Here is a 20,696-nt window from a genome sequence, read left to right as displayed (position 1 = left end):
GGTCGGGAATGAGCCGCCCGATCCTGCCGGTTCGGCCGAATCCACGCCCCGTCCGCGCGGCGCCCGTATGGTCGGTGACACGGAGTCAATTACCTGACAGGAGCAGCCGATGTCCGTCCGCCGCGTCGTCCCGAACATCCCCGTCGACGCGGGCTCGGACCCTGAAGGCGAGGCCGGCGCCATGCGGGCGAACGCGGCGTTCTACGGGCTGCTGGGGTTCGAGGAGGTCATGAACCAGGGCTGGATCATGACGCTCGCCTCCCCCTCCCAACCCACCGCCCAGGTCAGCGTGATGACCGCCGACAGGACCGCACCGGTCATCCCGGACATGAGCGTCGAGGTGACGGATGTGGACGCGGCGCACACGGCGCTGGTGCACACCGGCGCGGAGATCGTGTACGGCCCGCACGACGAGGAATGGGGCGTGCGCCGCTTCTTCGTACGGGACCCGAACGGCCGGGTCATCAACGTCCTGAGCCATGCCGCGAGCGGTCACTGACCCCGGCGACAGTGACCCGGCAAGGCCTCGTCCTCCCCGTCAACCCCTGCCGTAGTGGACAGCGCAGCTACGGGGACATCGGCGGATGAGATGCTGCGCATTGAATTCGGGACAGAGGATCTCAACCGGCTGCGGCTGGCGGAAACCGTCTATCCGACTTGGACGTGAGCTCGGACAGCTCTACCCGGACGGGTGCATGCCCGCATCCGTGCGCCGGCTCGCAGAGGGGGATCTCGGAGCGCTGCACCGGCTGGGCGACTCGCTGCGGCATTTCCACCGTGTCGCGGTGGCGCCCTACCAGGACGCGATCCGCGCCGAGGTCGCCGCCGACCTGCCGCACCGCTCGCAGGCGGCGCTCGCCTCGGGTGCCGAAGGGCTGCTGGCCAGCTACCGGTCGGAGCTGATCCGGCGGGACGGGACGCTGGAGTGCGCGTATCCAATCGAGTGGGAACTCGCCCTGAACGGGCGGCCGTTGCACTTGATCCCGTCGTTCTTCCGCACCCGCTGGCCGGTGACGCCGGCCGACCCGGAGCTGCCGCCCGTCCTGGTGCTCCCGCCGGCTCCCGCGCCGGGCCGGCTCGACCGGACCCGCCCGCCCTCCGGCACCCTGTACTCACTGGGCCGGCTGCCCGGCCACACCCGCGCGCAGGTGCTCGATCTCCTGGACCGGCCCATGTCGACCGGCGGGATCGCGGCCGAGCTGTCCTCGCCCCGGCGAGCGCGAGCCGGCACGCGGCGGTGCTCCGCGAGGCGGGCCTGATCAGTTCGCACCGCCGGCGCCACCATGTGCTGCACCGGCGGACCTCGTTGGGCGAGGCCCTGCTGAACGGCGAGCCGGGCACGGCGGCGTGACACGCGTACGGCGGCGGCCGGACCCCCGTACCGGCCGCCGCCGTAGGCGTTCACGCACCTCCCATGACGGGGCGGCGCGCGGCCCCGGACCGCGATTCGACGAGGACGCAAACTCCCGCCGGGCCGGAGCGGGTTCGCGCATCGGAGGACTAGGGCCTCTCGTTTGGATCATGCCGGGCTCGCGGGGGCCGGTGCCGTACCTCGCGGCGTTGTCATCGGTCGCCAGGTTCCCCAAGCTCTCGGCTCCGCTCGAGCAGGGGAGGCCCCTTCGCCCTGACTCCCTCCTCCGCCTTGCCATGCACGGCACCGGACCCCGCTCCCTGATCCAGCCTGATCCAAACGAAAGACCCCAGATGTTCTGTCTCGGGAGGTCGTGAACCCGCGGGAACCACGGCGTGCCGTGGGGCACTCTGCGAGAATCAGGGCCATGACAGCGACCGAAACCGATTCTGTGCTCAAGCGGTTCGTCGCCGATGTGAGGCTGTCGGTGCCCACGGTGGCCGTCTGGGCACACGGCTCGCTCGCGCTCGGTGACTTCCAGGAGGGACGGAGCGATCTCGACCTCATCGCCGTGGTAGAGAGCCCGCCGGACGCGGCCCGGCGGGAGCGGCTGGCGGAGGTTCACCAGCGTTTGCTGGACGAGGAGCCGGCCGCGGCCAAGCTGCACTGCTCGTACATGCCCAGGGGATCACTCGCCGAGGCCGGAACGGACCATGTCACCTGGGCACACGGCACGATCCTGGAACGCCCCGTCACACCGGTCACCCGCCGCGAACTGCTCGACGGCGGACTCGCCCTGCACGGCCCGCCGCCGGCCGAACTGCTCCCGCCGCTCGTACCCGGGCAGTTGGAGGACTACATCCGGGGCGACCTGCGGGAGTACTGGCTCCCGGCCACCGGCAGACCTCACCTCTGGCTCCAGGACATCTGGGTGGACCTCGGCCCGCTGGTCCTGGCCCGCGCCGTGGTCACGCTGCGCGACGGGCTGATGATCACGAAGGGCGAGGCCCTGACGGAACTGCTGGACCTCGGCGCGCCCGCGGACCTGGTCCGCGACATCCGCGAGCGCCGGTACGCGGATCCCGTACCGATCAGCCGTGCGGAGCGCGTGCGCCGGGGGGAACGGGCGCGCGCTTTCGTCCGGCGCGGCATCCGGAGCACGCTCGCGATCGCGACGGACGAAGGATCCGCGTAGGGCCTCCTCCGGGCCCGTCCGGGCCTGTCCGCGGGCCTGTGCGGCGGGCCCGTGCGAGGGCCCATGCGAGGGCCCGTGCGAGGGCGAGAGCATCAGATCCAACCTTCCTGTCGTGCTCGTCGGTATGGCATGGCCGCTTGCGGTACTAATGCTCTTTGTGCGCCGATGCCTACTCCTCGGAACGTCTTTCTCCGTACTCATCGACCAGGACCGGATCGAAGTCGTGCACCGCAATCGGCACACAGTTCTTGCACCAGGACATCCGTCGCCTGTCAGTACGGACAATGCGCGACTCAGCAGGGCGCCCGACCCGCTACCACGCCATCCAGGCAATCCTCCATAACCACGCGCTCTCCTCCACCGACGCCCCACTGCCGCAGGAATGGATTACTCTCATTCCTCTCGCTCCGATGCACCCCCTCGACACTCAGCTCAGAGAAGCCCTGGCACGCTTCGGAGGCTCCGCCTGGGAGCCCCCACTCCGCAACTGAACACGCAACTGGCAGCACGTCAGAATTCCCCACCATTTCGGTGAGCGGCAGTATCCGCTCACCGACATGGTTGCCCGGCAGCCCTCTCGCGGCGATCACTCTCAAGACCACCACGGCGCATTCGACGAAATGGCGCCACTTCGCACCGTGGTGGTGACCTCGGCGAGGACCGCACTGATGCCCTCACGCCAGAACACAATGAGATCCGCGTCCGCGGCATCGGCCCTGGCGCCCCGTGGGCGCCGGTGGCCCTCTCGCGCTCCCCCGCGGACACGGGGGTGATCGGCCGGACGAGTTCTGGTGGTCGCGAGTCCTGGTCGTCGCGAGACGTACCGGCGGACCGGTCCGTGTGGGCGTTCCGAACGGCCGGCCCCGCGCGCTACGAGAAGGGAGTGCCGGCGGGCAGCAGGGCTTCCGCCCCGGCCGGTGGAAACGGCCACACGGTTGATCACGGCTTCCGCCTGCGTGTACACCGGGAGTCGCGGACCGGGGGCGTTCTATTGTTCTCCGGTGCGCTCTGTCCCCTGGTGGGTCCTGTTCTCCTCGGTGTGCGCGCCGATCCTTCTCGTCGGAGGCTGGTCGGTCGCGGCGGAACTTCAGGGACCCGGATACGACCCGGATTCGACAACGATCAGCATCCTCGCCGCCGACGGTGCCGCCGGCTACTGGGTGATGACATCGGCCATGCTGGCCCTCGGCGTGTGCCACATGGTCACCGCCTGCGGGCTGCGCCTGGCCGCGCCCTTCGGACGGCTGGCGCTGGCGGGCGGCGGGCTTTCGGCGATGCTGCTCGCGCTCTTCCCGGCGCCGCCCAGCGGCGGCTCGTTCGCGCACGGTGCCGTGGTGGTGGTGGGATTCGCGCTGCTGGCGATGTGGCCGGTTCTGGCCGTGCGACGCGGCGCCTCCACCGTGCGACTGCCGACAGAACGAGCGACCGCGTCGGTCTGGCGAGCGGCCGAGTCCCTCGGCAGAACCATGCCGTGGGGCCTGCGGCCCATGCCGTCCGCCGGAGCCACCGCGGTGATGTGGCTCGCGGGTGCGTGGTTTCTGCTCGCACTCCTGGCGTTCGGCTCGGCCGGAGCCGCCGAGCGCGTCACCACGTTCGCGCAGTCGTTCTGGCCCCTCGTCGTGGTCGTCTCATGCGCCCGGTGGACGGGCGACGACGGACAGCCGGCCTGATCACCACCTGGAACGGCCCTTCGGGTCGCTCGCGGCGTTGGTGGCCTGCTCGGTCACGCCTCGCCGGCGGGGCAGGGCAGTTAGAGAGGGGGTCTTGACCCCGAAATCCTGAACACGGGTTATGCGGCTTGTGCCAGCGTAGTTCGTGTGAGTTGGAGACGTTGAGGTTCCCCGAGATGCGGAAGATGGTGACAGAGAGTCAGATGGTTCTCATGAGAGGAACATCGACCATGGCTGCCCCCAGGAAATACTCGCTGGAGTTGCGTGCGCGTGCGCGTGCGGATGTATCGCACCTCGGATCCGAAGCCGCAGATCAAGAAGCTGGCCGTCGACCTCGGCGTGCATCCGGAGGCCCTGCGGGGCTGGATCCGCCAGGCCGAGGCCGATGCCGGCGAGCGTGACGACCGGCTGACCACCGATGAACACGCCGAGCTGGTGGCCCTGCAAGGAGAACGCCCAGCTCAAGCGGGCGAACGACGTACTACGGACGGCCTCGGCATTTTTCGCGGCGCAACTCGCCCCGACCCGGCCCAGGTAACCGCGCTCCTCGACGAGCATCCGCACCTGGGAGTCGAGTGCGTACTTCGGGAACTCTCCATCGCCCCCTCCACCTACTACCGCTGGCGCCGGGCCGAGAAGGAGCCATGCGAGCGGCGGCGTCGCGACGTCGAGCTCACCGAGCAGATCAAGGAGATCCACACCCAGTCCGGTGGCATCTACAGGTCACCGCGCGTGCACGCCATGCTGAAACGCGAGGGCGTCCACGCGGGCCGCAAGCGCGTCGAACGGTTGATGCGCGAGGCCGATCTGGCGGGTCTCAGCCCGCGCCGGAATTGAAGAGCACCAGCCACATACGTTCGCACCCCTCAGGGCCTCACCTGCCCCTCCGCCTCAGGGACTTCCAGCGCTGTCCGAGGGGCTTTCGAGGGACTTTCCGCTGTCTAACGCGGCAAGGCTGCGAAAGTTCAGAAAGAGCCTCCGACACAGGTCAGAGACCCTTTCAGTGGCAAAACCGCTGGTAGCGGCAGACGAGTCGGGCTGTACGCCGGGTTCTGTCGCCCGGTCGCCTCGCGGCGGCCGGGGAGACGGCCATCCATCTAGGACCGGCATTGCTGCCGGTCTCGTGCGGTCTACCCGCGAACTCGGGCGGGCAGCCCTCGAACGTTCGCGCAGGGCCCTCTTGCGACGGCCCCTCTTGACCTTGCTCCGGGTGGGGTTTACCTAGCCGCCTGAGTCGCCTCAGGCGCTGGTGGTCTCTTACACCACCGTTTCACCCTTACCGAGGACCGAAGTCCAAGGCGGTCTGTTTTCTGTGGCACTGTCCCGCGGGTCACCCCGGGTGGCCGTTAGCCATCACCCTGCCCTGTGGAGCCCGGACGTTCCTCGGGAGGGTCCGAAGATCCTCACGCGGCCGTCCGCCCGGCTCGTCTGCCGTGGCGCCCATGCTACCTGCCCGACGGTGGCCCGGAACCGCGCGGAGGTGTCAGGCGCGGGGCGCGCCGAAGGCCGCGATCCCGGCCTCCCAGGCCGCCGGTACGTCGGAGTCCGCGGGGAAGCGGCCGTTCAGCTCCATCGTCACCATGCCGTGGGCGAAGGCCCAGGCCGCGCGTGCGCGGTCCTCGTCGCCGGCGAGGGCGCGCAGGAGCGGGGCCGCGGCGCGTGCCTCCAGGTCCGGGGGGAGGGGGCGGCCGGTGGTGAGGCGGTAGAGGTGCGGGTGTGCGAGGGCGTGGGTCCGGTAGGCGGTGGCCAGGGCCGGGAAGGAGCCCGGCGCGGCGGTCTCGGCCGCCTCCAGGGCCCCGGCCGTCTCCCGCAGCATCACGCCGACCAGGGCGTTCACCACCGACGACTTGTCCGGGAAGTGCTTGTACAGCGAGGGCGCCGTGATGCCCACGCGTGCGGCGAGGCGGCGCATGGTGAGCGCCTCCGGGCCCTCCTGCTCCAGGAGCGTGCGCGCGGCGGTGACGATCTGGCGGGGGCGGTCGGTGGCGGGCGGGGCCACGAGGTCAGTCACGCCGGTCCTTCCTTCGTACGAGGCACGGAGCGCGGGCACGGGCACGCGGCACGGGGGCACGGGGGCACGCGGGCACGGGCACAGCACACGAGCCCGGCACACGAGCACCGGGCCGAATGCGCGATCGTACGAGATACGGACGATCCGCGCGGACAGGGCGGACGGGCCAGACGGGGCGGGAACGGATGGCCGGGCGGCTTGACCTTGCCGCAGCGTCAGGGTTTCTACTGGCGCCATGCGCATCGGAGAGATCGCCGCGCTCGTCGGGGTCACCCCCCGGACCGTTCGGCACTACCACCACATCGGCCTGCTGGCCGAGCCCGCACGCCGGGCCAACGGATACCGCTCCTACGGCGTGCGCGACGCCGTGCTGCTGGCGCGCATCCGGCGGCTCACCGAGCTGGGGCTCGGCCTGGACGAGGTGCGCGAGGTCCTCGCCGGTGACGCCGGGCGCGAGCTCGGTGACGTACTGCGTGAGCTGGATGCCGACCTGGCCCGGCAGGAGCGGGAGATCCGGGAGCGGCGGAAACGCCTGGCCGGCCTGATGGACGGGCCGCTGGACGGTACGGAGTCCGTGTCGCCCGCGCTGGCCGAGCTGCTGGCCACCGCGCCGGTCACCGGCTCCCCGGCCGCCGCCAAGGACCGTGAGCACCTGATGCTGCTGGACACGATCGGTGGCGGCAGCGAGATCTACGCCGCGCTGCGGCCGCTGGCGGGCGATCCGGCCGTGCTCGCACTCTACGAACAACTGGACGCGCTCGCGGCCGCGTCCCCCGACGATCCCCGGATCGGACCGCTGGCCGACCGGATGGCCGCCCTCGCTCCCGATGAGGTGCTGGACGCGATTCCGGCCGACGGACCGGTGATGACCGGATTCGGGGAGGCCCTGCTCGCGGACTACACACCCGCGCAGGCCGAGGTGGTGCGCCGGGTGATGGTCGCGTTGACCGTACGGAGCAGGAGCAGGAGCAGGAGCGAGAACGGGAAGAAGGAGAAGGGGGCGCAATGAGTGGAGTGCGAGGGGCGCGGCTGGTGGTCATGGGGGTGGTGCCCTTCGAACTTGGGCTGGCTGTCTGCCTGTTGGCCGGGATACGGATACCGGCCGCCGTGCTGATCGGCGCCGAGGTGACCGTCCTGGCCGCCTTGGTCCTGGAGGCCGTCGTGCTGGGGCGGCTCTGGCGCGCGGGCCGGCGGGCGGGCGCGGGGCGGCGGGAGGCGGTGGGTGCGGCGTTGCGTACCGTCGTACCCGAGAAGGTGTGCCGGCTCGTCGGGCACGAGATGCGCGCCCTGCACAGCCTGGGGCTGTGGGTGCTCCGGCGGCGCCACGCGGTGCCGGAGGGGGCGCTCGCCGCCCCGTACACCGGGCCGCAGACCGCGATGATGTACGCGCTGCTCTTCGTCTCCGTGGTGGAGACGGTGATGTTCGCGCTGCTGATCCCCTGGCCGGCCGTGCACCGGATTCTGCTCGTGGTGGATGTGTACGGGGTGCTGCTGGTGCTCGCCCTGCACGCCTCGTGCGTGGTCCGGCCGCACGTGGCGGGCGTGGACGGCTCGCTGCGGATTCGGTACGGGGCGCTGTTCGACCTGCGGGTCCCGGCTGTCGCGATCGCCAGGGCTCGGGTCGAACGGCGTTACCCCGAGGGCAAGTTGGTGCAGCTGCACACGGACGGGGTGCTGGATCTCGCCGTGGGCGGCCAGACGACGGTGACCGTGGAGCTGACCGCACCGCTCGGCTTCGTGCGGCCGTTCGGCGGACGCGGGCAGGCGCACACCGTCCGCTTCCACGCCGATGACCCGCGGTCCGTCGTCGCCGCGCTCACGCCGGCGCGAACAGCACCTTCGCCGAGCCCGGATCCGCCTGCGTGAGCCGTACCCGCAGCCGTTCCCCGAGCGGGAGCCTCGTGGTGCCGCCCTCGATCCGGCCGACGATCGCCGGGTCGTCGATGTGGATGGTGCCGGTGGTCGGCTCCTGTTCCTTCACGTCCACCACGTACGCGTCGAAGACCGCGCCGATCCGGTCCTTGAGCAGTGCGGCCTCGACGAGGTCCACGCACTCGCGTTCCACCGTATTGGCCCGCCGGGTCCCGTCCGCCATCTCCTTCGGCAGGGCGGGCAGCGCGGCCAGGACCCATTCGGGCGGCTCACGGTCCGCGGCGGCGGCGACGCACAGTTCGGCCGCGTACCGGTCGACGAGGCGGCGCAGCGGCGCGGTGCAGTGGGTGTAGAGGTCGGCGACGGCGGCGTGGACGGCGGGGGTGGGCAGTTCACCGTTCTCGAAGACGGTGTACCCGGCGCCGCGCAGCAGGGTGGTGCAGTCCTGGAGGAAGGCGGCGTGGCTGGTCTTCCTCGGGTCGAGCGAGCGGACGATCCGCGCGTACGGGACATGGTGCGGCCAGTCGATGCGCAGGGCCTCGGCCGAGCGCCGGAGGCGGGCGACGGCGCCGTCCGGGGCGACCGGCAGCGTACGCAGGATGCCGGTGCCGGTCCCGGTCATCAGCCGGGCCGCGGCCATGCCGGTGAGCAGTGAGATCTGGGCGTTCCAGCCGTCGGCGGGCAGCGGGGCCCGGTACTCCAGGCCGTAGCCGCCGTCGCGCTCGACGATCTCCTGCTCGGGCACGTTGAGGGAGATGCCGCCGCGGGCGACCTCCTGCTCCTCGCGGAGGGTGCCGATGTCCCTGAGCAGCGCGAGGGACTCCTCGGCGGTCCCCGCGTCGATCCGCCGCTGCACGCCCGCGTAGTCGAGTTTGGCGCGGCTGCGTACGAGGGCCCGGCGCACCCGGGTGGCGACGGCGCGGCCCTCGGTGTCGAGGTCGATCTCCCACAGCACGGCGGGGCGGGTCTGACCGGGGAGGAGGCTGGCGGCGCCCTCGGAGAGCGACGTGGGGTGCAGCGGCACCCTGCCGTCGGGGAAGTAGAGGGTCGTCACCCGGCGGTGGGCCTCGGTGTCGAGTGCGCCGCCTGGGCGGACGAAGGCGGCGACGTCTGCGATGGCGTAGTGCACGCGGTAGCCGTGGGCGCGGCGTTCGAGGTGCATCGCCTGGTCGAGGTCGGTGGAGGCGGGCGGGTCGATGGTGAGGAACGGCAGCTCCGTGGCGTCCTCGTGTCCGGCGACCGACGGGTTCCTCGCCGCGTCGGCCGCTTCGGCGAGCACGTCGGGCGGGAAGTCGTCCGGGAGCCCGAGTTCGGTGCGCAGCCCGCGCAGGGCCGTCCGCAGCGGGGTGCCGGCTGCGCCGGTCAGGTGGAGATGGCGGCGGGGCATGGACCGAGCGTATGGCCGGGCGGGGAGGGCGGCATCCCGGGTGGCGGGGATCGGGGGCGTGACTCCCCCGTACGCTGGCGCGAGGGGTTTTTTTACGGACCCGGGCGTCACCGCCGGGGCTGTGGACCGGTCCGCAACGCCTGTCACCCCTTTCCGTGCGTACGAAGGAGAACCGCCGTGCTCGTGCTGTTGCCGCCCTCCGAAGGAAAGGCCGCCTCGGGTCGGGGAGCACCTCTGAAGCCCGAGTCGCTGTCGCTGCCGGGCCTGGCCGCGGCGCGGGCCGCCGTGCTGGACGGGCTCGTGGAGCTGTCCGTGGCGGACGAGGAGAAGGCCCGTGTGGTGCTGGGGCTGAGCGAGGGGCTGCGCGGCGAGATCGCGAAGAACGTCGAGCTGCGGACGGCGGGCACCCGCCCGGCCGGGGAGATCTACACCGGGGTGCTGTACGACGCGCTGGATCTGGCGTCCCTGGACACCGCCGCCCGCCGCCGGGCCGGGAAGTCGCTGCTGGTGTTCTCCGGGCTGTGGGGGGCGGTCCGGGTGGGCGACCGGATTCCTCCGTACCGCTGCGCGATGGGGGTGAAGCTGCCGGGTCTCGGGGCGCTCGGGGCGTTCTGGCGCACGCCGATGGCGGAGGTCATGCCGGAAGCGGCCGGGGACGGCCTGGTGCTGGATCTGCGGTCGTCCGCGTACGCGGCGGCGTGGAAGCCGAAGGACGCGGTCGCGGAGCGGACGGCGAGCGTGCGGGTGCTGCACTCCCAGCTGGTGGGCGGGGTGGAGAAGCGGTCGGTGGTCAGTCACTTCAACAAGGCGACGAAGGGCCGGATGGTCCGCGATCTGCTGATGTCGGGCGCCGCCCCGAAGGGGCCCGCGGAGCTGGTGGGCGTCCTGCGGGATCTCGGGTACGCGGTGGAGGCCGAGGCGCCCGCGCGGGCCGGGCGGGCGTGGGAGCTCGATGTCGTGGTGACGGAGATCCACTGACCCCGGCCCCCGCCCCTGACTCGGACCCCGACTCGGACCCGTCCCCGAACCCAGCCCCAGCCCTGTCCCCGGCCCCGGCCCCGGCCCTGTCCCCGGCCAGCGTTGCAACATACGCAACGCTCGTTGCGTGGAGTGCGGTCTTCGCGGCAGGATGACGTCATGACCTCCTCCGTGCTGGACCTTGCCCCCGTCGTGCCCGTCGTCGTCCTGGAGGACGCCGCCGACGCGGTGCCGCTCGCCCGTGCCCTGGTCGCGGGCGGGCTCCCGGCGATCGAGGTGACCCTGCGGACCGCCGCGGCCCTGGACGCGATCAAGGCCATCGCGGCGGAGGTGCCGGACGCGGTGGTCGGCGCCGGCACGGTGATCTCCCCCCGGAACGTCTCCGACACCGTGGCCGCCGGGGCGCGGTTCCTGGTCAGCCCCGGCTGGACGGACGCCCTCCTGGACGCGATGAAGGCGTCGGGGGTGCCGTTCCTGCCGGGTGTCTCCACGACGTCCGAGGTGGTCGCGCTGCTGGAGCGCGGGGTCACCGAGATGAAGTTCTTCCCGGCCGGGGCGGCGGGCGGCACGGCCTATCTGAAGGCGCTCTCCGCACCGCTCCCCCAGGCCCGGTTCTGCCCGACCGGCGGCATCTCGCTCGCCTCGGCGCCCTCCTACCTGGCCCTGCCGAACGTCGGCTGTGTGGGCGGCAGCTGGATGGTGCCCGCCGACGCGGTGGCGGCCGGGGACTGGGCGCGGGTGGAGCGGCTGGCCGCCGAGGCGGCGGCCCTGCGCGGCTGATCCCCCACACGACTCCCCCGGACACCGTGCGGCCCGGCCGGTCGCGGTGAACTCCCTCAGTTCGCCGCCGCCCGACCGGTCGTGGTGAACTCCCTCAGTTCGTGTGCATGCTCCCCGGCAACCGGGGCACGAGACCCTCAGGGACGTGACCCGGACTCCGGGTGACCCGGGTTCCGGCAGGTATCCCCCGCCTCGCCGGAACCGCCTGTGCCCCATCGGCCTCCCCCCGGCCGATGGGGCACCGCGCTGTCCGGGGCCGGTGCCCCCTGGGTGGCTACCGCAGGTGGGACGTGTCGTTCAGGAGCCGTACGGAGGCGTTGCCGTCCGCGTAGTAGGCCACGGTCGACAGGGACGCCGCCGAGAGCTCCATCCGGAACAGCGACTCCGGCGGTGCACCCAGCGCCAGCCGGACCAGGGTCTTGATGGGCGTGACATGCGTGACCACGAGCACCGTGCGGCCCGCGTGGCGGGCGGTGAGGCGGTCACGGGTGGCCGCGACGCGGCGGGCGACCTCGGCGAAGCTCTCGCCGCCACCGGTGGGCGCCGCCTTCGCGGAGGCGAGCCAGGCGTCCAGGTCCGCGCGGTGACGCTCCCTGACCTCGCCGAACGTCAGCCCCTCCCAGGCACCGAAGTCCGTCTCGCGCAGGCCGTCCTCGATCCGGACCTCCAGGCCCAGCCGGGCCGCCACCGCGCCGGCCGTCTCTCGGCAGCGGCGCAGCGGGGAGCTGACGATGTCCTGCACCGTCCCGCGGGCGGCGAAGGCTTCGGCGGCGCACTCGGCCTGCCGACGGCCGGCGGCGGAGAGCTCGGGGTCGGTGCCGCCGCTGCCGGAGAACCGCTTCTGCGGGGTGAGGGCGGTCTCGCCGTGCCGCAGCAGGAGGAAGGTGGCGGGCGCGCCCAGGTCGGGGGCGGCGCCCCAGCCGACCTGCGGGGTTTCGCCGGCGACCTGCGGGGTTTCGCCGGCGGGCCGGTTCAGCGCGGCCCTGGCCCTCGCGGCGCCGGCCGCCGCGTCACCCGGCGGGCCGGAGACCGGGGGCAGGGCGGCGGCCACCGAGGACCTCGGGGTGTCGAGGGCGGCCGTCGAGGACGACGGCTCCCACTGCCTGCCCCGCTTGCCCGCGTCCATCGCCTCGTTCGCGAGCCGGTCCGCGTGCTTGTTCTCCTCGCGCGGGATCCACTCGTAGGTGACGGCGGAGGCCGGGAGGACCCGGGCGGCCTCGGCCGCGAGCGGCTTCATGTCGGGGTGCTTGATCTTCCAGCGGCCCGACATCTGCTCCACGACCAGCTTGGAGTCCATCCGGACGTGCACCCGCGGCCCGCCGTCACCCGAGGCGTCCGGCACGAGTGCCTTCGCGGCCCGCAGACCGGCGATGAGGCCCTTGTACTCGGCGACGTTGTTCGTCGCGACGCCGATGTACTCGGCCGCCTCGGCCAGCGTCTCCCCCGTCACCGGGTCGATGACGACCGCGCCGTACCCGGCGGGCCCCGGGTTGCCCCGGGAGCCGCCGTCGGCCTCGATGACGAACTGGCGCGGCGGGGTCACTACAGACCCGAGTCCGCGGTGCGGACCAGGATGCGGTGGCAGTTCTCGCAGCGCAGCACCGTGTCGCGGGACGCGGCCTTCACGTCGTTGATCTCGGTGATGTTGAGCTCCAGCCGGCAGCCCTCGCAGCGGCGCTGGTAGAGGCGGGCGGCGCCCACCCCGCCCTGCTGGGCGCTGAGCTTGTCGTACAGCTTGAGCAGGTCGGCGGGGACAGAACCGGCGACGACCTCGCGCTCCCTGGTGAGCGTCGCGGTCTCCTCGTCGATCTCGTTCGTCGCGGCGTCCCGGCGGGCGGTCGCGTCGTCGGCCTTGGCCTGGACGGCGGAGACCCGGTCGGTCAGCTCGGCGACCCGCTCCTGCGCGGACTCCCGGCGCTCCATGACCTCGAGGACGACGTCCTCCAGGTCGCCCTGGCGCTTGGCCAGCGAGACGATCTCCCGCTGCAGGCTCTCCAGGTCCTTGGGCGAGGTGACACTGCCGGAGTCCATCCGCTGCTGGTCGCGGGTGGCGCGCTGGCGCACCTGGTCCACGTCCTGCTCGGCCTTGATCTGCTCGCGGGCGGTGTCGCTCTCCTCGGTCGTGGAGGCGACGAGGAGGTCGCGGAGTTGGGCGAGGTCGGTCGTGAGCGACTCGATCTCGGTGTGCTCGGGAAGGGTGTTGCGCTTGTGCGCGAGCTGGGCGAGGCGCTGGTCGAGGGCCTGGACGTCGAGGAGTCGGATCTGGTCGGCGGGCGCGGCGTTCAGTTGGGGGCTCCAGAAGAGTGGTGGGTGGTCCAGGGGTCGGTGACCTGCTTCGAGACGTGGACCCGCAGGTCCCATCCGTGGCGGTCGGAAATCGCGTCGAGCTGTGCGGCGGCCTGTTCGCACCACGGCCATTCGGTGGCCCAGTGTGCGGCATCGACCAGGCCGAGCGACGAGTGCTGGACGGCCTCGGAGGCCGGGTGGTGGCGCAGGTCCGCGGTGAGGTAGGCGTCCGCACCCGCGGCGCGCACGGCGTCGAAGAGGCTGTCACCGGATCCGCCGCTCACCGCGACGGTGCGCACGAGGGTGTCCGGGTCGCCGGCCAGCCGGATGCCCTGCGCGGTGGCGGGCAGCCGGGCGGCGGCTCGGGCGGCGAACTCGCCGAGGGTCTGCGGGTGGTCGAGCGTGCAGATCCGGCCGAGGCCCCGGCGTCCCCTGGGGTCCGTCGGGTCCGGTACGAGGGGCCGCTCGACGCGCAGGTCGAGGGCGCCGGCGAGGGCGTCGGAGACGCCGGGATCCGCGGAGTCGGCGTTGGTGTGGGCCACGTGCAGCGCGATGTCGTGCTTGATCAGCGTGTGCACGACCCGGCCCTTGAAGGTGCCGGCCGCGACCGTCGTCGTACCGCGCAGATAGAGCGGGTGGTGGGTGACGATCAGCTGGGCGCCGAGCCTCAGCGCCTCGTCGGCGATGTCCTGGACGGGATCGACGGCGAAGAGCACCCGGTCGACCTCGGCGTCCGGATCACCGCAGACGGTGCCGACCGCGTCCCATTCTTCGGCCCACTCGGGCGGCCAGAGGGCGTCGAGCTCGCTGATGACTTCAGACAGACGGGGCACGGAGGAAAGGCTACCTGCCCTCCGTGCCCCGCGGTCCATGGCGCTGCGCCCCGTACGGACGGGGCGGCGGCGAGTCATGAATCGTTACTTCACCAGGTCGGCGCGGAGGTCGTCGAGGACCAGGTTCGCGGCCGTGACGCCGAGGCCGAGGTACCAGGTCTCGTCGGAGACGTTCTTGGCCCGTCCCTCCTTCACCGCCGTGAGGTTCTTCCACAGCGGGTTGGACTGGGCGGTGTCGCGCTTGGTGGCCTTCACGTCGCCGTACACGCCGGTGAAGATCCAGTCGGCGTCCGCGTCGTCGATCTTCTCCGGGCTGATCTCCGCGGCCAGCTCGTTGATCTGCTGGTTCTTGGGCCGCGGCAGGCCGGCGTCGTCGAGGATCGTGCCGATGAAGGAGGCCTTGGCGTAGAGGCGGATCTTGTCCGGCAGGTAGCGGACCATGGAGATGGTCGGCTTCTTCGGGCCGATGTCCGCGCCCAGCTTCTTCGCGTTCGCCTCGTAGGTGCCCAGCTCCGACTTGGCCTTGGCGGTCTTGTCCAGCGCCGCGGCGTTGAGGAGGTAGTTCTCCTTCCAGGTGAAGCCCGGACGGATGGAGAACACGGTCGGCGCGATCTTGGACAGCTCGTCGTACTTGTCGGCCGCGCGCAGCTGGCTGCCGAGGATCAGGTCGGGCTTCAGGCCCGCGATCGCCTCAAGGTTGAGGTTGTTGATCGTGCCGACGTTTTTCGGGTCGCCGGCGTCCTTCTTCAGGTACGAGGGAATGGCCGCGTCGCCCTCGGAGGGGGCGTAGCCGACCGGCTTCACGCCCAGGGACACGACGTTGTCGAACTCACCGACGTCGAGCACGACGACGCGCTTCGGGGCGGCCTTGAGCTCGGTCTTGCCCATGGCGTGGGTGAGCGTGCGGGGGAACTGACCCGCCGGGGCGTCGGTGCCGTACTCCGCCGTCTTCTTCGCCGCGTCGCCGAAGTCCTTGCCGCCCGTCGCGACCGCGGCCTTCTTCTCGCCACCGGCCTCGGACTTGCCCGAGCCGCCCGACGCGCCGTCGTCGCTTCCGCAGGCGGAGAGGGACAGGGCGGCGACTACGGCCAGGCCGACTGCGGCGGTGCCGCGGCGTCGAAGGGACATCACTTGCTCCAGTTGTGGATCACACAGGTAACACTTAGGAGTGCCTAACCTTAGCCACGCGTTCATCGCGAAGCACAACCACCCCCTCTCTCTCAGGTGAATACGGGCATCGCCACCCATTTGCGTGAAGTGGCGGGTCTCGTGTTGTTCGGCAGGAAGTGCGAAAACTAGCTTCGGTGGCCGGAGGTGACGAGTCGATGACTGCCTGTGCCATCGAGGACGGGACCGCGGTGGCGGTCGAAGCCGGCGAGACGGTGGAGCCGGGGTCCGAAGACCCGGGCGGGGCCGCGGAGCCCCCGGATCCGGCGACGGACGCGGCAGAGGATGCCGCTGCGGATCCGCAGGAACCCCCTGTTCCGCCGGAGTCGGCGGTGCCGGCGGAGTCGGCTGCCCCGGCGCGGGTCCCTGCCGAAACGGTCCTGCCGACAGCTCCGCCCGCGTTCACGATCACGGCGAACGGCGCGTACGCGGCGCGGCTCACGGCCGCCCCCGGCGAGGCGCACGAGACCGGCGGGGCGGGCTCCGGCATTCCCGCCGACACGGCCTGGTACCCGGAGCGCTGGACGCTGGACGGGCCGGAGCCGTACGCCGTGCCGCTCCCCCTCAACCAGCCGGAGGAGGCCGACTCGCAGGTGCTGCCGCTCGCCGACGGGCGGGTGCTCATCCGGCGCCGGGTCGCGGACCGGCACACCCTCTCGCTGCTCTACCCGACCGGCCCCGGCACCGGTGAACTGCCGCTGGGCGCGGTCGAGTGCGCGGAGCTGACCCTGCTGCCGCCCTCGCCGGACGGCGTCAGCGCGTACGCCCTGGCGGCGGGTGCGCACTCCACCGGGCTCTGGCTGGTGGCGGGCGGTCCGTCCGGGCCCGAGCAGGTCGCGGAGCTGCCGGGGCGCTGCTCCGGCGGGGTCTGGCTGGACCGGGCCGGCCGGCTGCTGGCGCTGGACCGGGAGCCGGCGGAGGGCGGTCCGGTGAAGGCGGTCGCGGTGGACCTGGGGCGGGGCGCCGAGATGACCCCGTTGCTCCAGATCGCGCCGGACAGCGACGACCGGCTGCTGCTCGCCGACCCGGACAGCGGCCTCCTGCTGATCCGCTCAAACGCGCCGGGGCACGACCGGCTCGGCTGGGGGGTGCTGGGCAGCTGTCTGCCGGTGCGCTTCCCGGAGTGCCTGCGGCTGCCGGATGCCGCGGTGAGTCCGTTCGCCGTGCAGCCGGGGCAGATGCTGATGCCGGAGAGCTGCGCGGTCGCCCTGCGGATCGACGCGGCGGCGGGCAGCTGGCTGGGGGTGTGGCGTCCCGCGGGCCGCCGGCTGCACCAGCTCCCGGTGCCGGAGGGATGGCTGGCGGGCAGCGGTGTCTGGTCGCGCGAGGGCGTACTCGGACTTCCGTACGCGAACGGGGAGACGGCCTGCGCGGTGGCGTTCCTGGCGGCGCCGGCCGACGAGGAGCCGGCCATGGGACGGACCCCGGCCGGATATCCGCAAAGCGGTATGCAACCGTCCGGGGCCGTGGCGCCTCCTTCTGTGTGCAGACCGGTTCCTTTGGGGCAGGCGCCTCTCGTGGGGCGTACCGCTCCTCGTTAGACCCGCCGGTCTAAAGTTGGACCGGGGCTCACGTATGCGGGCACCGCGGTCGCCGACGGTGACCGTTGCCCGGGTGACGGTGGCGTGATGGCCCCGGAGACAAGCACGTAAGCGATCACAACGGGGTGACTTCCCACATGTCTGAAGCCCGAACCGACACGACCCAGACGCATCCGCCGGGGGCGGACGCGGACCGGGCCGAAGCCGGCGGCGCCGGAAAACACCGAGGGGGTGTGGCGCCGGACGACTCGGCAGCACAACCGCTCGGCCGCCACCGCCGCACCCCCGAAGGGGGCAGCAGGGCGGCCTGACCGCCCAGAACAGCAAACGAGGGAAACGAGCGAGGGAGGGCCCCCGCGGCCGGCCGGCTGCGGGGGCCCTCCCCTGTGCGGTGCGCGGCGGGTGGTCAGCCCCGCTTCAGGCCGAGCACCTCCGCCGCCGCGAACGTCTCGTTCGGCGGGCGGTCCGCGTAGTACGGGGAGATCAGCTCGTCCAGCTCGTCGAAGGAGAACGTCTCCTTCGCCGCGTCGAACTTCACCGCCACCCTGGGGCGTTCGACGATCGCGACCATCCCGCCGTGCACGACGAGCAGCTGCCCGTTGACCCCGGCGGCCGCCGGGGAGGCCAGATAGCCGACGAGCGGCGAGACGTGCTCGGGTGCGAGCGCGTCGAGCCGCCCGTCCTGCGGTTCCTCGAAGCCCGCGAAGACGTCCTCGGTCATCCGGGTCCGGGCGCGCGGGCAGATGGCGTTGGCGGTGACGCCGTACTTGGCCAGGGCCAGTGCGGTGGAGGTGGTCAGCCCGACGATGCCGCCCTTGGCCGCCGCGTAGTTGGGCTGGCCCGCCGAACCGGCCAGGAAGGCTTCCGACGAGGTGTTGACGATCCGGCCGTAGACCGGACCGCCGGACGCCTTGGACCGGGACCGCCAGTGCGCGGCGGCGAAGTGCGTGGTGTTGAAGTGGCCCTTGAGGTGCACCCGTATGACCGAGTCCCACTCGTCCTCGGTCATCGAGAAGATCATCCGGTCGCGCAGGATGCCCGCGTTGTTGACCAGGACGTCGAGCTGCCCGTACGTCTCGACGGCCAGTTCCACCAGGGCGCGGGCCTGCTCGTGGTCGGAGACGTCGCCGAGGTGCGCGACCGCCCGGCCACCGGCCGCCCGGATCTCCTCGGCGACCTGTTCGGCGGGAGCGGCGGACGCCTCGCCCGAGCCGTCGCGGCCCGGCTGCCCGTAGTCGTTGACGACGACGGCCGCGCCGAGCCGCGCCAGTTCCAGCGCTTCGGCGCGCCCGAGGCCGCGGCCGGCGCCGGTGACGATCGCGGACAGTCCGTCCAGGGGTAGTGACATCGGATCTCGGGGTCCTCTCGGGAGGGGGCGGGGCGGTGGTTCAGAGTTCGATGCAGGTACGCAGCGACTCGCCGGTCCGCATCTGGTCGAGGGCGTCGTTGATGCCGTCGAGCCGCACCCGGTGGGTGATCATCGATTCGAGGTCGATGCGGCCGGCCCGCCAGAGCGCGATGGCCCGCTCGTACGACCGGAGCACGTCCCCTCCCCCGTACATGGAGGGCAGGATGCGCTTCTCGTCGAAGAACAGCTCGAACATGTTGACCTGGAAGTTGTCGTCCATGGCGCCCGCGCCGACGATGCAGAGGGTGCCGCCGCGCCGGGTGTTCTCGTACGCCGTGCGGGCCGTGACCGACTTGCCGACGACCTCGAAGACGTAGTCGAAGCCCTCGCCCGCGGTGATCCGCTGCTTGGCGTCGGCGAACTCGTCGGGCGAGACGGCCTCGGTCGCGCCGAACCGCAGCGCGGCCTCGCGGCGGGAGGCCACCGGGTCCACGGCGACGATCTGGGCGGCGCCCTGCACCCTGGCTCCCTGGATGGTGGAGATGCCGACGCCGCCGCAGCCGATCACGGCGACCGACGAACCGGCCTCCACCTTCGCCGTGTTGATGGCCGCGCCGAGGCCGGTGGTGACCCCGCAGCCGATCAGCGCGGCGATCTCGAACGGCACGTCGTCGGGGATCGGCACCGCGCAGCCCGCGCCGACGACGACCTCCTCGGTGAAGGTGCCGGTGCCGGCGAAGCCGAAGACGTCCCCGCCGGGGCGCTTGAAGTTGGGGGTGCCCGCGTTCATGAAGCCGGCCAGGCAGAGCTGGGTCTGGCCGCGCTTGCAGGAGGGACACTCCCCGCACGCGGGCAGCCAGCAGACCAGCACCCGGTCCCCCGCGCTCAGGCCGCTCACCCCGTCGCCGACGTCGATGACCTCACCGGCGCCCTCGTGGCCGGGGATGAACGGGGCGGGCTGCGGCAGCACCCCGCTCATCGCGGAGACGTCGGAGTGGCAGAGCCCGGTGGCCCGGATGCGGAGCCTGACCTTGCCGGGGCCGAAGCCCACCGCCTCGACGTCGTCGAGGACTTCGAGCTTGTCCTGGCCTATCTCGTGCAGTACGGCTGCGCGCATGGTGCGGCTCCCCTCGGGGTCGGTACGTGCGGTTGGTGCGGTGCGTGCGGTGCGTGCCGTGCGTGCTTCAGGAGTGTTCGACGAGCGTGTCGGCGAGGACCGGTGCGTCGTCGCGTTCGACGGCGGTCACCACCACCTGGACCCGGCCGTCACCGGCCCACATCCGGATGCGGAGGGTCTCGCCGGGGAAGACGATCCCGGCGAACCGGGTGCGGTAGGAGGCGATGCGGGACACATCGCCGTCCAGCAGGGTGTCGGCCACCGCCTTGAGCGTCATCCCGTACGTGCAGAGCCCGTGCAGGATCGGCCGGTCGAACCCGGCCAGCTTGGCGAACTCCGGGTCGGCGTGCAGCGGGTTCCAGTCCCCGGAGAGCCGGTACAGCAACGCCTGGTCCGGCCGGACCGGCCGCTCCACCACCCGGTCGGGGGCGCGGTCGGGCAGGGCGAGCCGTTCCGAGGGGCCGCGCTCGCCGCCGAAACCGCCCTCGCCGCGCACGAAGATCTGGGCGTCGTTGGTCCACAGCGGGCCGTCGTCGTCGGCGGCCTCGGTACGCAGCACGAGGACCGCCGCCTTGCCCTTGTCGTACACCGCGGCGACCTTCGAGGTCTGAACGGCGCTGCCCCGCACCGGAATCGGCCGGTGCAGACGTACGGACTGACCGCCGTGCAGCACGGCGGCGAGGTCGACGTCGACCCCGGGCGACGCGAGGCCGCCGCCCATCGCGAGGCCGGCGCCCGCGACGGTGGAAAAGCTCGGCAGGACGTGGAGCCGGGACTCCAGGGTGTAGCGGAGCTCGTCCGGGTCGGTGGCGTCGTCGGGCCGGCCGGGGGCCGTCCCCGCGCCGAGGCCCAGGTGGTAGAGCTGGATGTCCTTGTGGTCCCAGCTGATCGAGGTCGAGCGGGGTTCGGCGGCAACCGCCTCTGCGGCATCAATGGGCATGGGAGAGCTGCTCCTTGATGGTGGGAAGACCTCGGCGCGGCCGTCCGCACCGTCGGCCGCACCGAGGTCGTGCGGGACCGGAAGCCGCGTCCGTTCTAGAACGCGTTCTAGCCGGTGGCCCTATGTATAACGCAGCGCCCAGCAGTTGTGAAGTCTCCTGACGTTGTGTCAGATCACGCTTCGGACCGCGATCGGCCGCCCGGTTCCCGTCCGCCCCGGC

General features: G+C 72.2%; 19 protein-coding genes and 1 other RNA gene. 10 read left to right on the top strand and 10 right to left on the bottom strand.

Translation table 11 applies throughout. The features are described 5' to 3' along the window. The first annotated feature begins 109 nt into the window (after positions 1 to 109). From AB0I52_RS06100 to AB0I52_RS06080, 5 genes are all read left to right on the top strand, one after another. Positions 110 to 499: a VOC family protein gene (locus AB0I52_RS06100; RefSeq protein WP_363069371.1), complete on the top strand. Its 390-nt coding sequence runs from the start codon at positions 110 to 112 to the stop codon at positions 497 to 499. Positions 500 to 695: 196 nt separating this feature from the next. After that, entirely contained in the window at positions 696 to 1,259 is a 564-nt protein-coding gene (locus tag AB0I52_RS06095; RefSeq protein ID WP_363069369.1) for a hypothetical protein, read from the top strand. A 519-nt stretch (positions 1,260 to 1,778) separates the two neighbouring features. Further along, on the top strand, positions 1,779 to 2,546 hold the full coding sequence (locus AB0I52_RS06090) for a nucleotidyltransferase domain-containing protein (protein ID WP_363069367.1): 768 nt from the start codon (positions 1,779 to 1,781) through the stop codon (positions 2,544 to 2,546). A 1,001-nt stretch (positions 2,547 to 3,547) separates the two neighbouring features. Next, on the top strand, positions 3,548 to 4,216 hold the full coding sequence (locus AB0I52_RS06085) for a DUF998 domain-containing protein (RefSeq protein ID WP_363069365.1): 669 nt from the start codon (positions 3,548 to 3,550) through the stop codon (positions 4,214 to 4,216). A gap of 234 nt (positions 4,217 to 4,450) precedes the next feature. Next, a complete protein-coding gene (locus tag AB0I52_RS06080) occupies positions 4,451 to 5,053 on the top strand; it encodes an IS3 family transposase (protein WP_363069518.1) in 603 nt (200 codons plus the stop codon). A gap of 188 nt (positions 5,054 to 5,241) precedes the next feature. On the opposite strand, the gene rnpB is transcribed toward AB0I52_RS06080, so the two are convergent. Beyond that, positions 5,242 to 5,643: RNase P RNA component class A (gene rnpB / locus AB0I52_RS06075), an RNA gene on the bottom strand. A gap of 56 nt (positions 5,644 to 5,699) precedes the next feature. Beyond that, positions 5,700 to 6,227 (bottom strand): TetR/AcrR family transcriptional regulator, encoded by a 528-nt coding sequence (locus tag AB0I52_RS06070; protein WP_363069363.1) that lies wholly within the window; start codon positions 6,225 to 6,227, stop codon positions 5,700 to 5,702. 235 nt (positions 6,228 to 6,462) lie between these two features. On the opposite strand from AB0I52_RS06070, the gene AB0I52_RS06065 reads away from it, so the two are divergent. Both AB0I52_RS06065 and AB0I52_RS06060 read left to right on the top strand, forming a co-directional pair. Next, positions 6,463 to 7,236: a MerR family transcriptional regulator gene (locus tag AB0I52_RS06065; protein WP_363069361.1), complete on the top strand. Its 774-nt coding sequence runs from the start codon at positions 6,463 to 6,465 to the stop codon at positions 7,234 to 7,236. Next, positions 7,233 to 8,093, top strand: coding sequence for a hypothetical protein (locus tag AB0I52_RS06060; protein WP_363069359.1), 861 nt, complete (start codon positions 7,233 to 7,235; stop codon positions 8,091 to 8,093). The genes AB0I52_RS06065 and AB0I52_RS06060 overlap by 4 nt, the downstream gene beginning before the upstream one ends. On the opposite strand, the gene AB0I52_RS06055 is transcribed toward AB0I52_RS06060, so the two are convergent. Beyond that, positions 8,044 to 9,486: an RNB domain-containing ribonuclease gene (locus AB0I52_RS06055; RefSeq protein WP_363069357.1), complete on the bottom strand. Its 1,443-nt coding sequence runs from the start codon at positions 9,484 to 9,486 to the stop codon at positions 8,044 to 8,046. The genes AB0I52_RS06060 and AB0I52_RS06055 overlap by 50 nt on opposite strands. A 177-nt stretch (positions 9,487 to 9,663) precedes the next feature. On the opposite strand from AB0I52_RS06055, the gene yaaA reads away from it, so the two are divergent. Both yaaA and eda read left to right on the top strand, forming a co-directional pair. Beyond that, complete coding sequence (gene yaaA, locus AB0I52_RS06050) at positions 9,664 to 10,464, top strand: peroxide stress protein YaaA (protein ID WP_363069355.1); 801 nt, start codon at positions 9,664 to 9,666, stop codon at positions 10,462 to 10,464. Between the two features lie 159 nt (positions 10,465 to 10,623). Continuing rightward, entirely contained in the window at positions 10,624 to 11,244 is a 621-nt protein-coding gene (gene eda, locus AB0I52_RS06045) for a bifunctional 4-hydroxy-2-oxoglutarate aldolase/2-dehydro-3-deoxy-phosphogluconate aldolase (RefSeq protein WP_363069353.1), read from the top strand. Positions 11,245 to 11,518: 274 nt separating this feature from the next. On the opposite strand, the gene AB0I52_RS06040 is transcribed toward eda, so the two are convergent. The 4 genes from AB0I52_RS06040 to AB0I52_RS06025 form a co-directional block, all read right to left on the bottom strand. Beyond that, complete coding sequence (locus AB0I52_RS06040; RefSeq protein ID WP_363069351.1) at positions 11,519 to 12,787, bottom strand: bifunctional RNase H/acid phosphatase; 1,269 nt, start codon at positions 12,785 to 12,787, stop codon at positions 11,519 to 11,521. Beyond that, positions 12,787 to 13,530: a C4-type zinc ribbon domain-containing protein gene (locus tag AB0I52_RS06035; protein WP_363069516.1), complete on the bottom strand. Its 744-nt coding sequence runs from the start codon at positions 13,528 to 13,530 to the stop codon at positions 12,787 to 12,789. The genes AB0I52_RS06040 and AB0I52_RS06035 overlap by 1 nt, the downstream gene beginning before the upstream one ends. Further along, the gene (locus tag AB0I52_RS06030) at positions 13,527 to 14,363 is read right to left on the bottom strand and encodes a Nif3-like dinuclear metal center hexameric protein (protein ID WP_363069349.1); all 837 of its coding nucleotides are present in this window, start codon (positions 14,361 to 14,363) and stop codon (positions 13,527 to 13,529) included. Before AB0I52_RS06030 ends, AB0I52_RS06035 begins: the two co-directional genes overlap by 4 nt. A gap of 84 nt (positions 14,364 to 14,447) precedes the next feature. Further along, positions 14,448 to 15,491, bottom strand: coding sequence for an iron-siderophore ABC transporter substrate-binding protein (locus tag AB0I52_RS06025; protein ID WP_363069347.1), 1,044 nt, complete (start codon positions 15,489 to 15,491; stop codon positions 14,448 to 14,450). 197 nt (positions 15,492 to 15,688) lie between these two features. On the opposite strand from AB0I52_RS06025, the gene AB0I52_RS06020 reads away from it, so the two are divergent. Continuing rightward, on the top strand, positions 15,689 to 17,071 hold the full coding sequence (locus tag AB0I52_RS06020) for a hypothetical protein (RefSeq protein WP_363069345.1): 1,383 nt from the start codon (positions 15,689 to 15,691) through the stop codon (positions 17,069 to 17,071). Positions 17,072 to 17,477: 406 nt separating this feature from the next. On the opposite strand, the gene AB0I52_RS06015 is transcribed toward AB0I52_RS06020, so the two are convergent. The 3 genes from AB0I52_RS06015 to AB0I52_RS06005 form a co-directional block, all read right to left on the bottom strand. Next, complete coding sequence (locus tag AB0I52_RS06015) at positions 17,478 to 18,419, bottom strand: 3-oxoacyl-ACP reductase (RefSeq protein ID WP_363069343.1); 942 nt, start codon at positions 18,417 to 18,419, stop codon at positions 17,478 to 17,480. 40 nt (positions 18,420 to 18,459) lie between these two features. Beyond that, positions 18,460 to 19,536, bottom strand: coding sequence for a Zn-dependent alcohol dehydrogenase (locus tag AB0I52_RS06010; RefSeq protein ID WP_363069341.1), 1,077 nt, complete (start codon positions 19,534 to 19,536; stop codon positions 18,460 to 18,462). 67 nt (positions 19,537 to 19,603) lie between these two features. Then, positions 19,604 to 20,476 carry a MaoC/PaaZ C-terminal domain-containing protein gene (locus AB0I52_RS06005; protein WP_363069339.1) on the bottom strand — a complete coding sequence of 291 codons (873 nt, stop codon included), beginning with the start codon at positions 20,474 to 20,476 and terminating at the stop codon, positions 19,604 to 19,606. Positions 20,477 to 20,696 lie beyond the last annotated feature (220 nt).

Origin of the sequence: Streptomyces sp. NPDC050423 (genome assembly GCF_040655445.1) — a bacterium.
Taxonomy (GTDB): domain Bacteria; phylum Actinomycetota; class Actinomycetes; order Streptomycetales; family Streptomycetaceae; genus Streptomyces.
This window is presented reverse-complemented; position numbering and strand designations above follow the sequence as displayed.

Excerpts from the sequence above, each read along its gene's own strand:
- AB0I52_RS06100 (WP_363069371.1), top strand. The coding sequence starts at position 110 with ATGTCCGTCCGCCGCGTCGTCCCGAACATCCCCGTCGACGCGGGCTCG.
- AB0I52_RS06095 (WP_363069369.1), top strand. The coding sequence starts at position 696 with ATGCCCGCATCCGTGCGCCGGCTCGCAGAGGGGGATCTCGGAGCGCTG.
- AB0I52_RS06090 (WP_363069367.1), top strand. The coding sequence starts at position 1,779 with ATGACAGCGACCGAAACCGATTCTGTGCTCAAGCGGTTCGTCGCCGAT.
- AB0I52_RS06065 (WP_363069361.1), top strand. The coding sequence starts at position 6,463 with ATGCGCATCGGAGAGATCGCCGCGCTCGTCGGGGTCACCCCCCGGACC.
- AB0I52_RS06060 (WP_363069359.1), top strand. The coding sequence starts at position 7,233 with ATGAGTGGAGTGCGAGGGGCGCGGCTGGTGGTCATGGGGGTGGTGCCC.
- AB0I52_RS06055 (WP_363069357.1), bottom strand. The coding sequence starts at position 9,486 with ATGCCCCGCCGCCATCTCCACCTGACCGGCGCAGCCGGCACCCCGCTG.
- eda (WP_363069353.1), top strand. The coding sequence starts at position 10,624 with ATGACCTCCTCCGTGCTGGACCTTGCCCCCGTCGTGCCCGTCGTCGTC.
- AB0I52_RS06025 (WP_363069347.1), bottom strand. The coding sequence starts at position 15,491 with ATGTCCCTTCGACGCCGCGGCACCGCCGCAGTCGGCCTGGCCGTAGTC.
- AB0I52_RS06020 (WP_363069345.1), top strand. The coding sequence starts at position 15,689 with ATGACTGCCTGTGCCATCGAGGACGGGACCGCGGTGGCGGTCGAAGCC.
- AB0I52_RS06015 (WP_363069343.1), bottom strand. The coding sequence starts at position 18,419 with ATGTCACTACCCCTGGACGGACTGTCCGCGATCGTCACCGGCGCCGGC.
- AB0I52_RS06010 (WP_363069341.1), bottom strand. The coding sequence starts at position 19,536 with ATGCGCGCAGCCGTACTGCACGAGATAGGCCAGGACAAGCTCGAAGTC.
- AB0I52_RS06005 (WP_363069339.1), bottom strand. The coding sequence starts at position 20,476 with ATGCCCATTGATGCCGCAGAGGCGGTTGCCGCCGAACCCCGCTCGACC.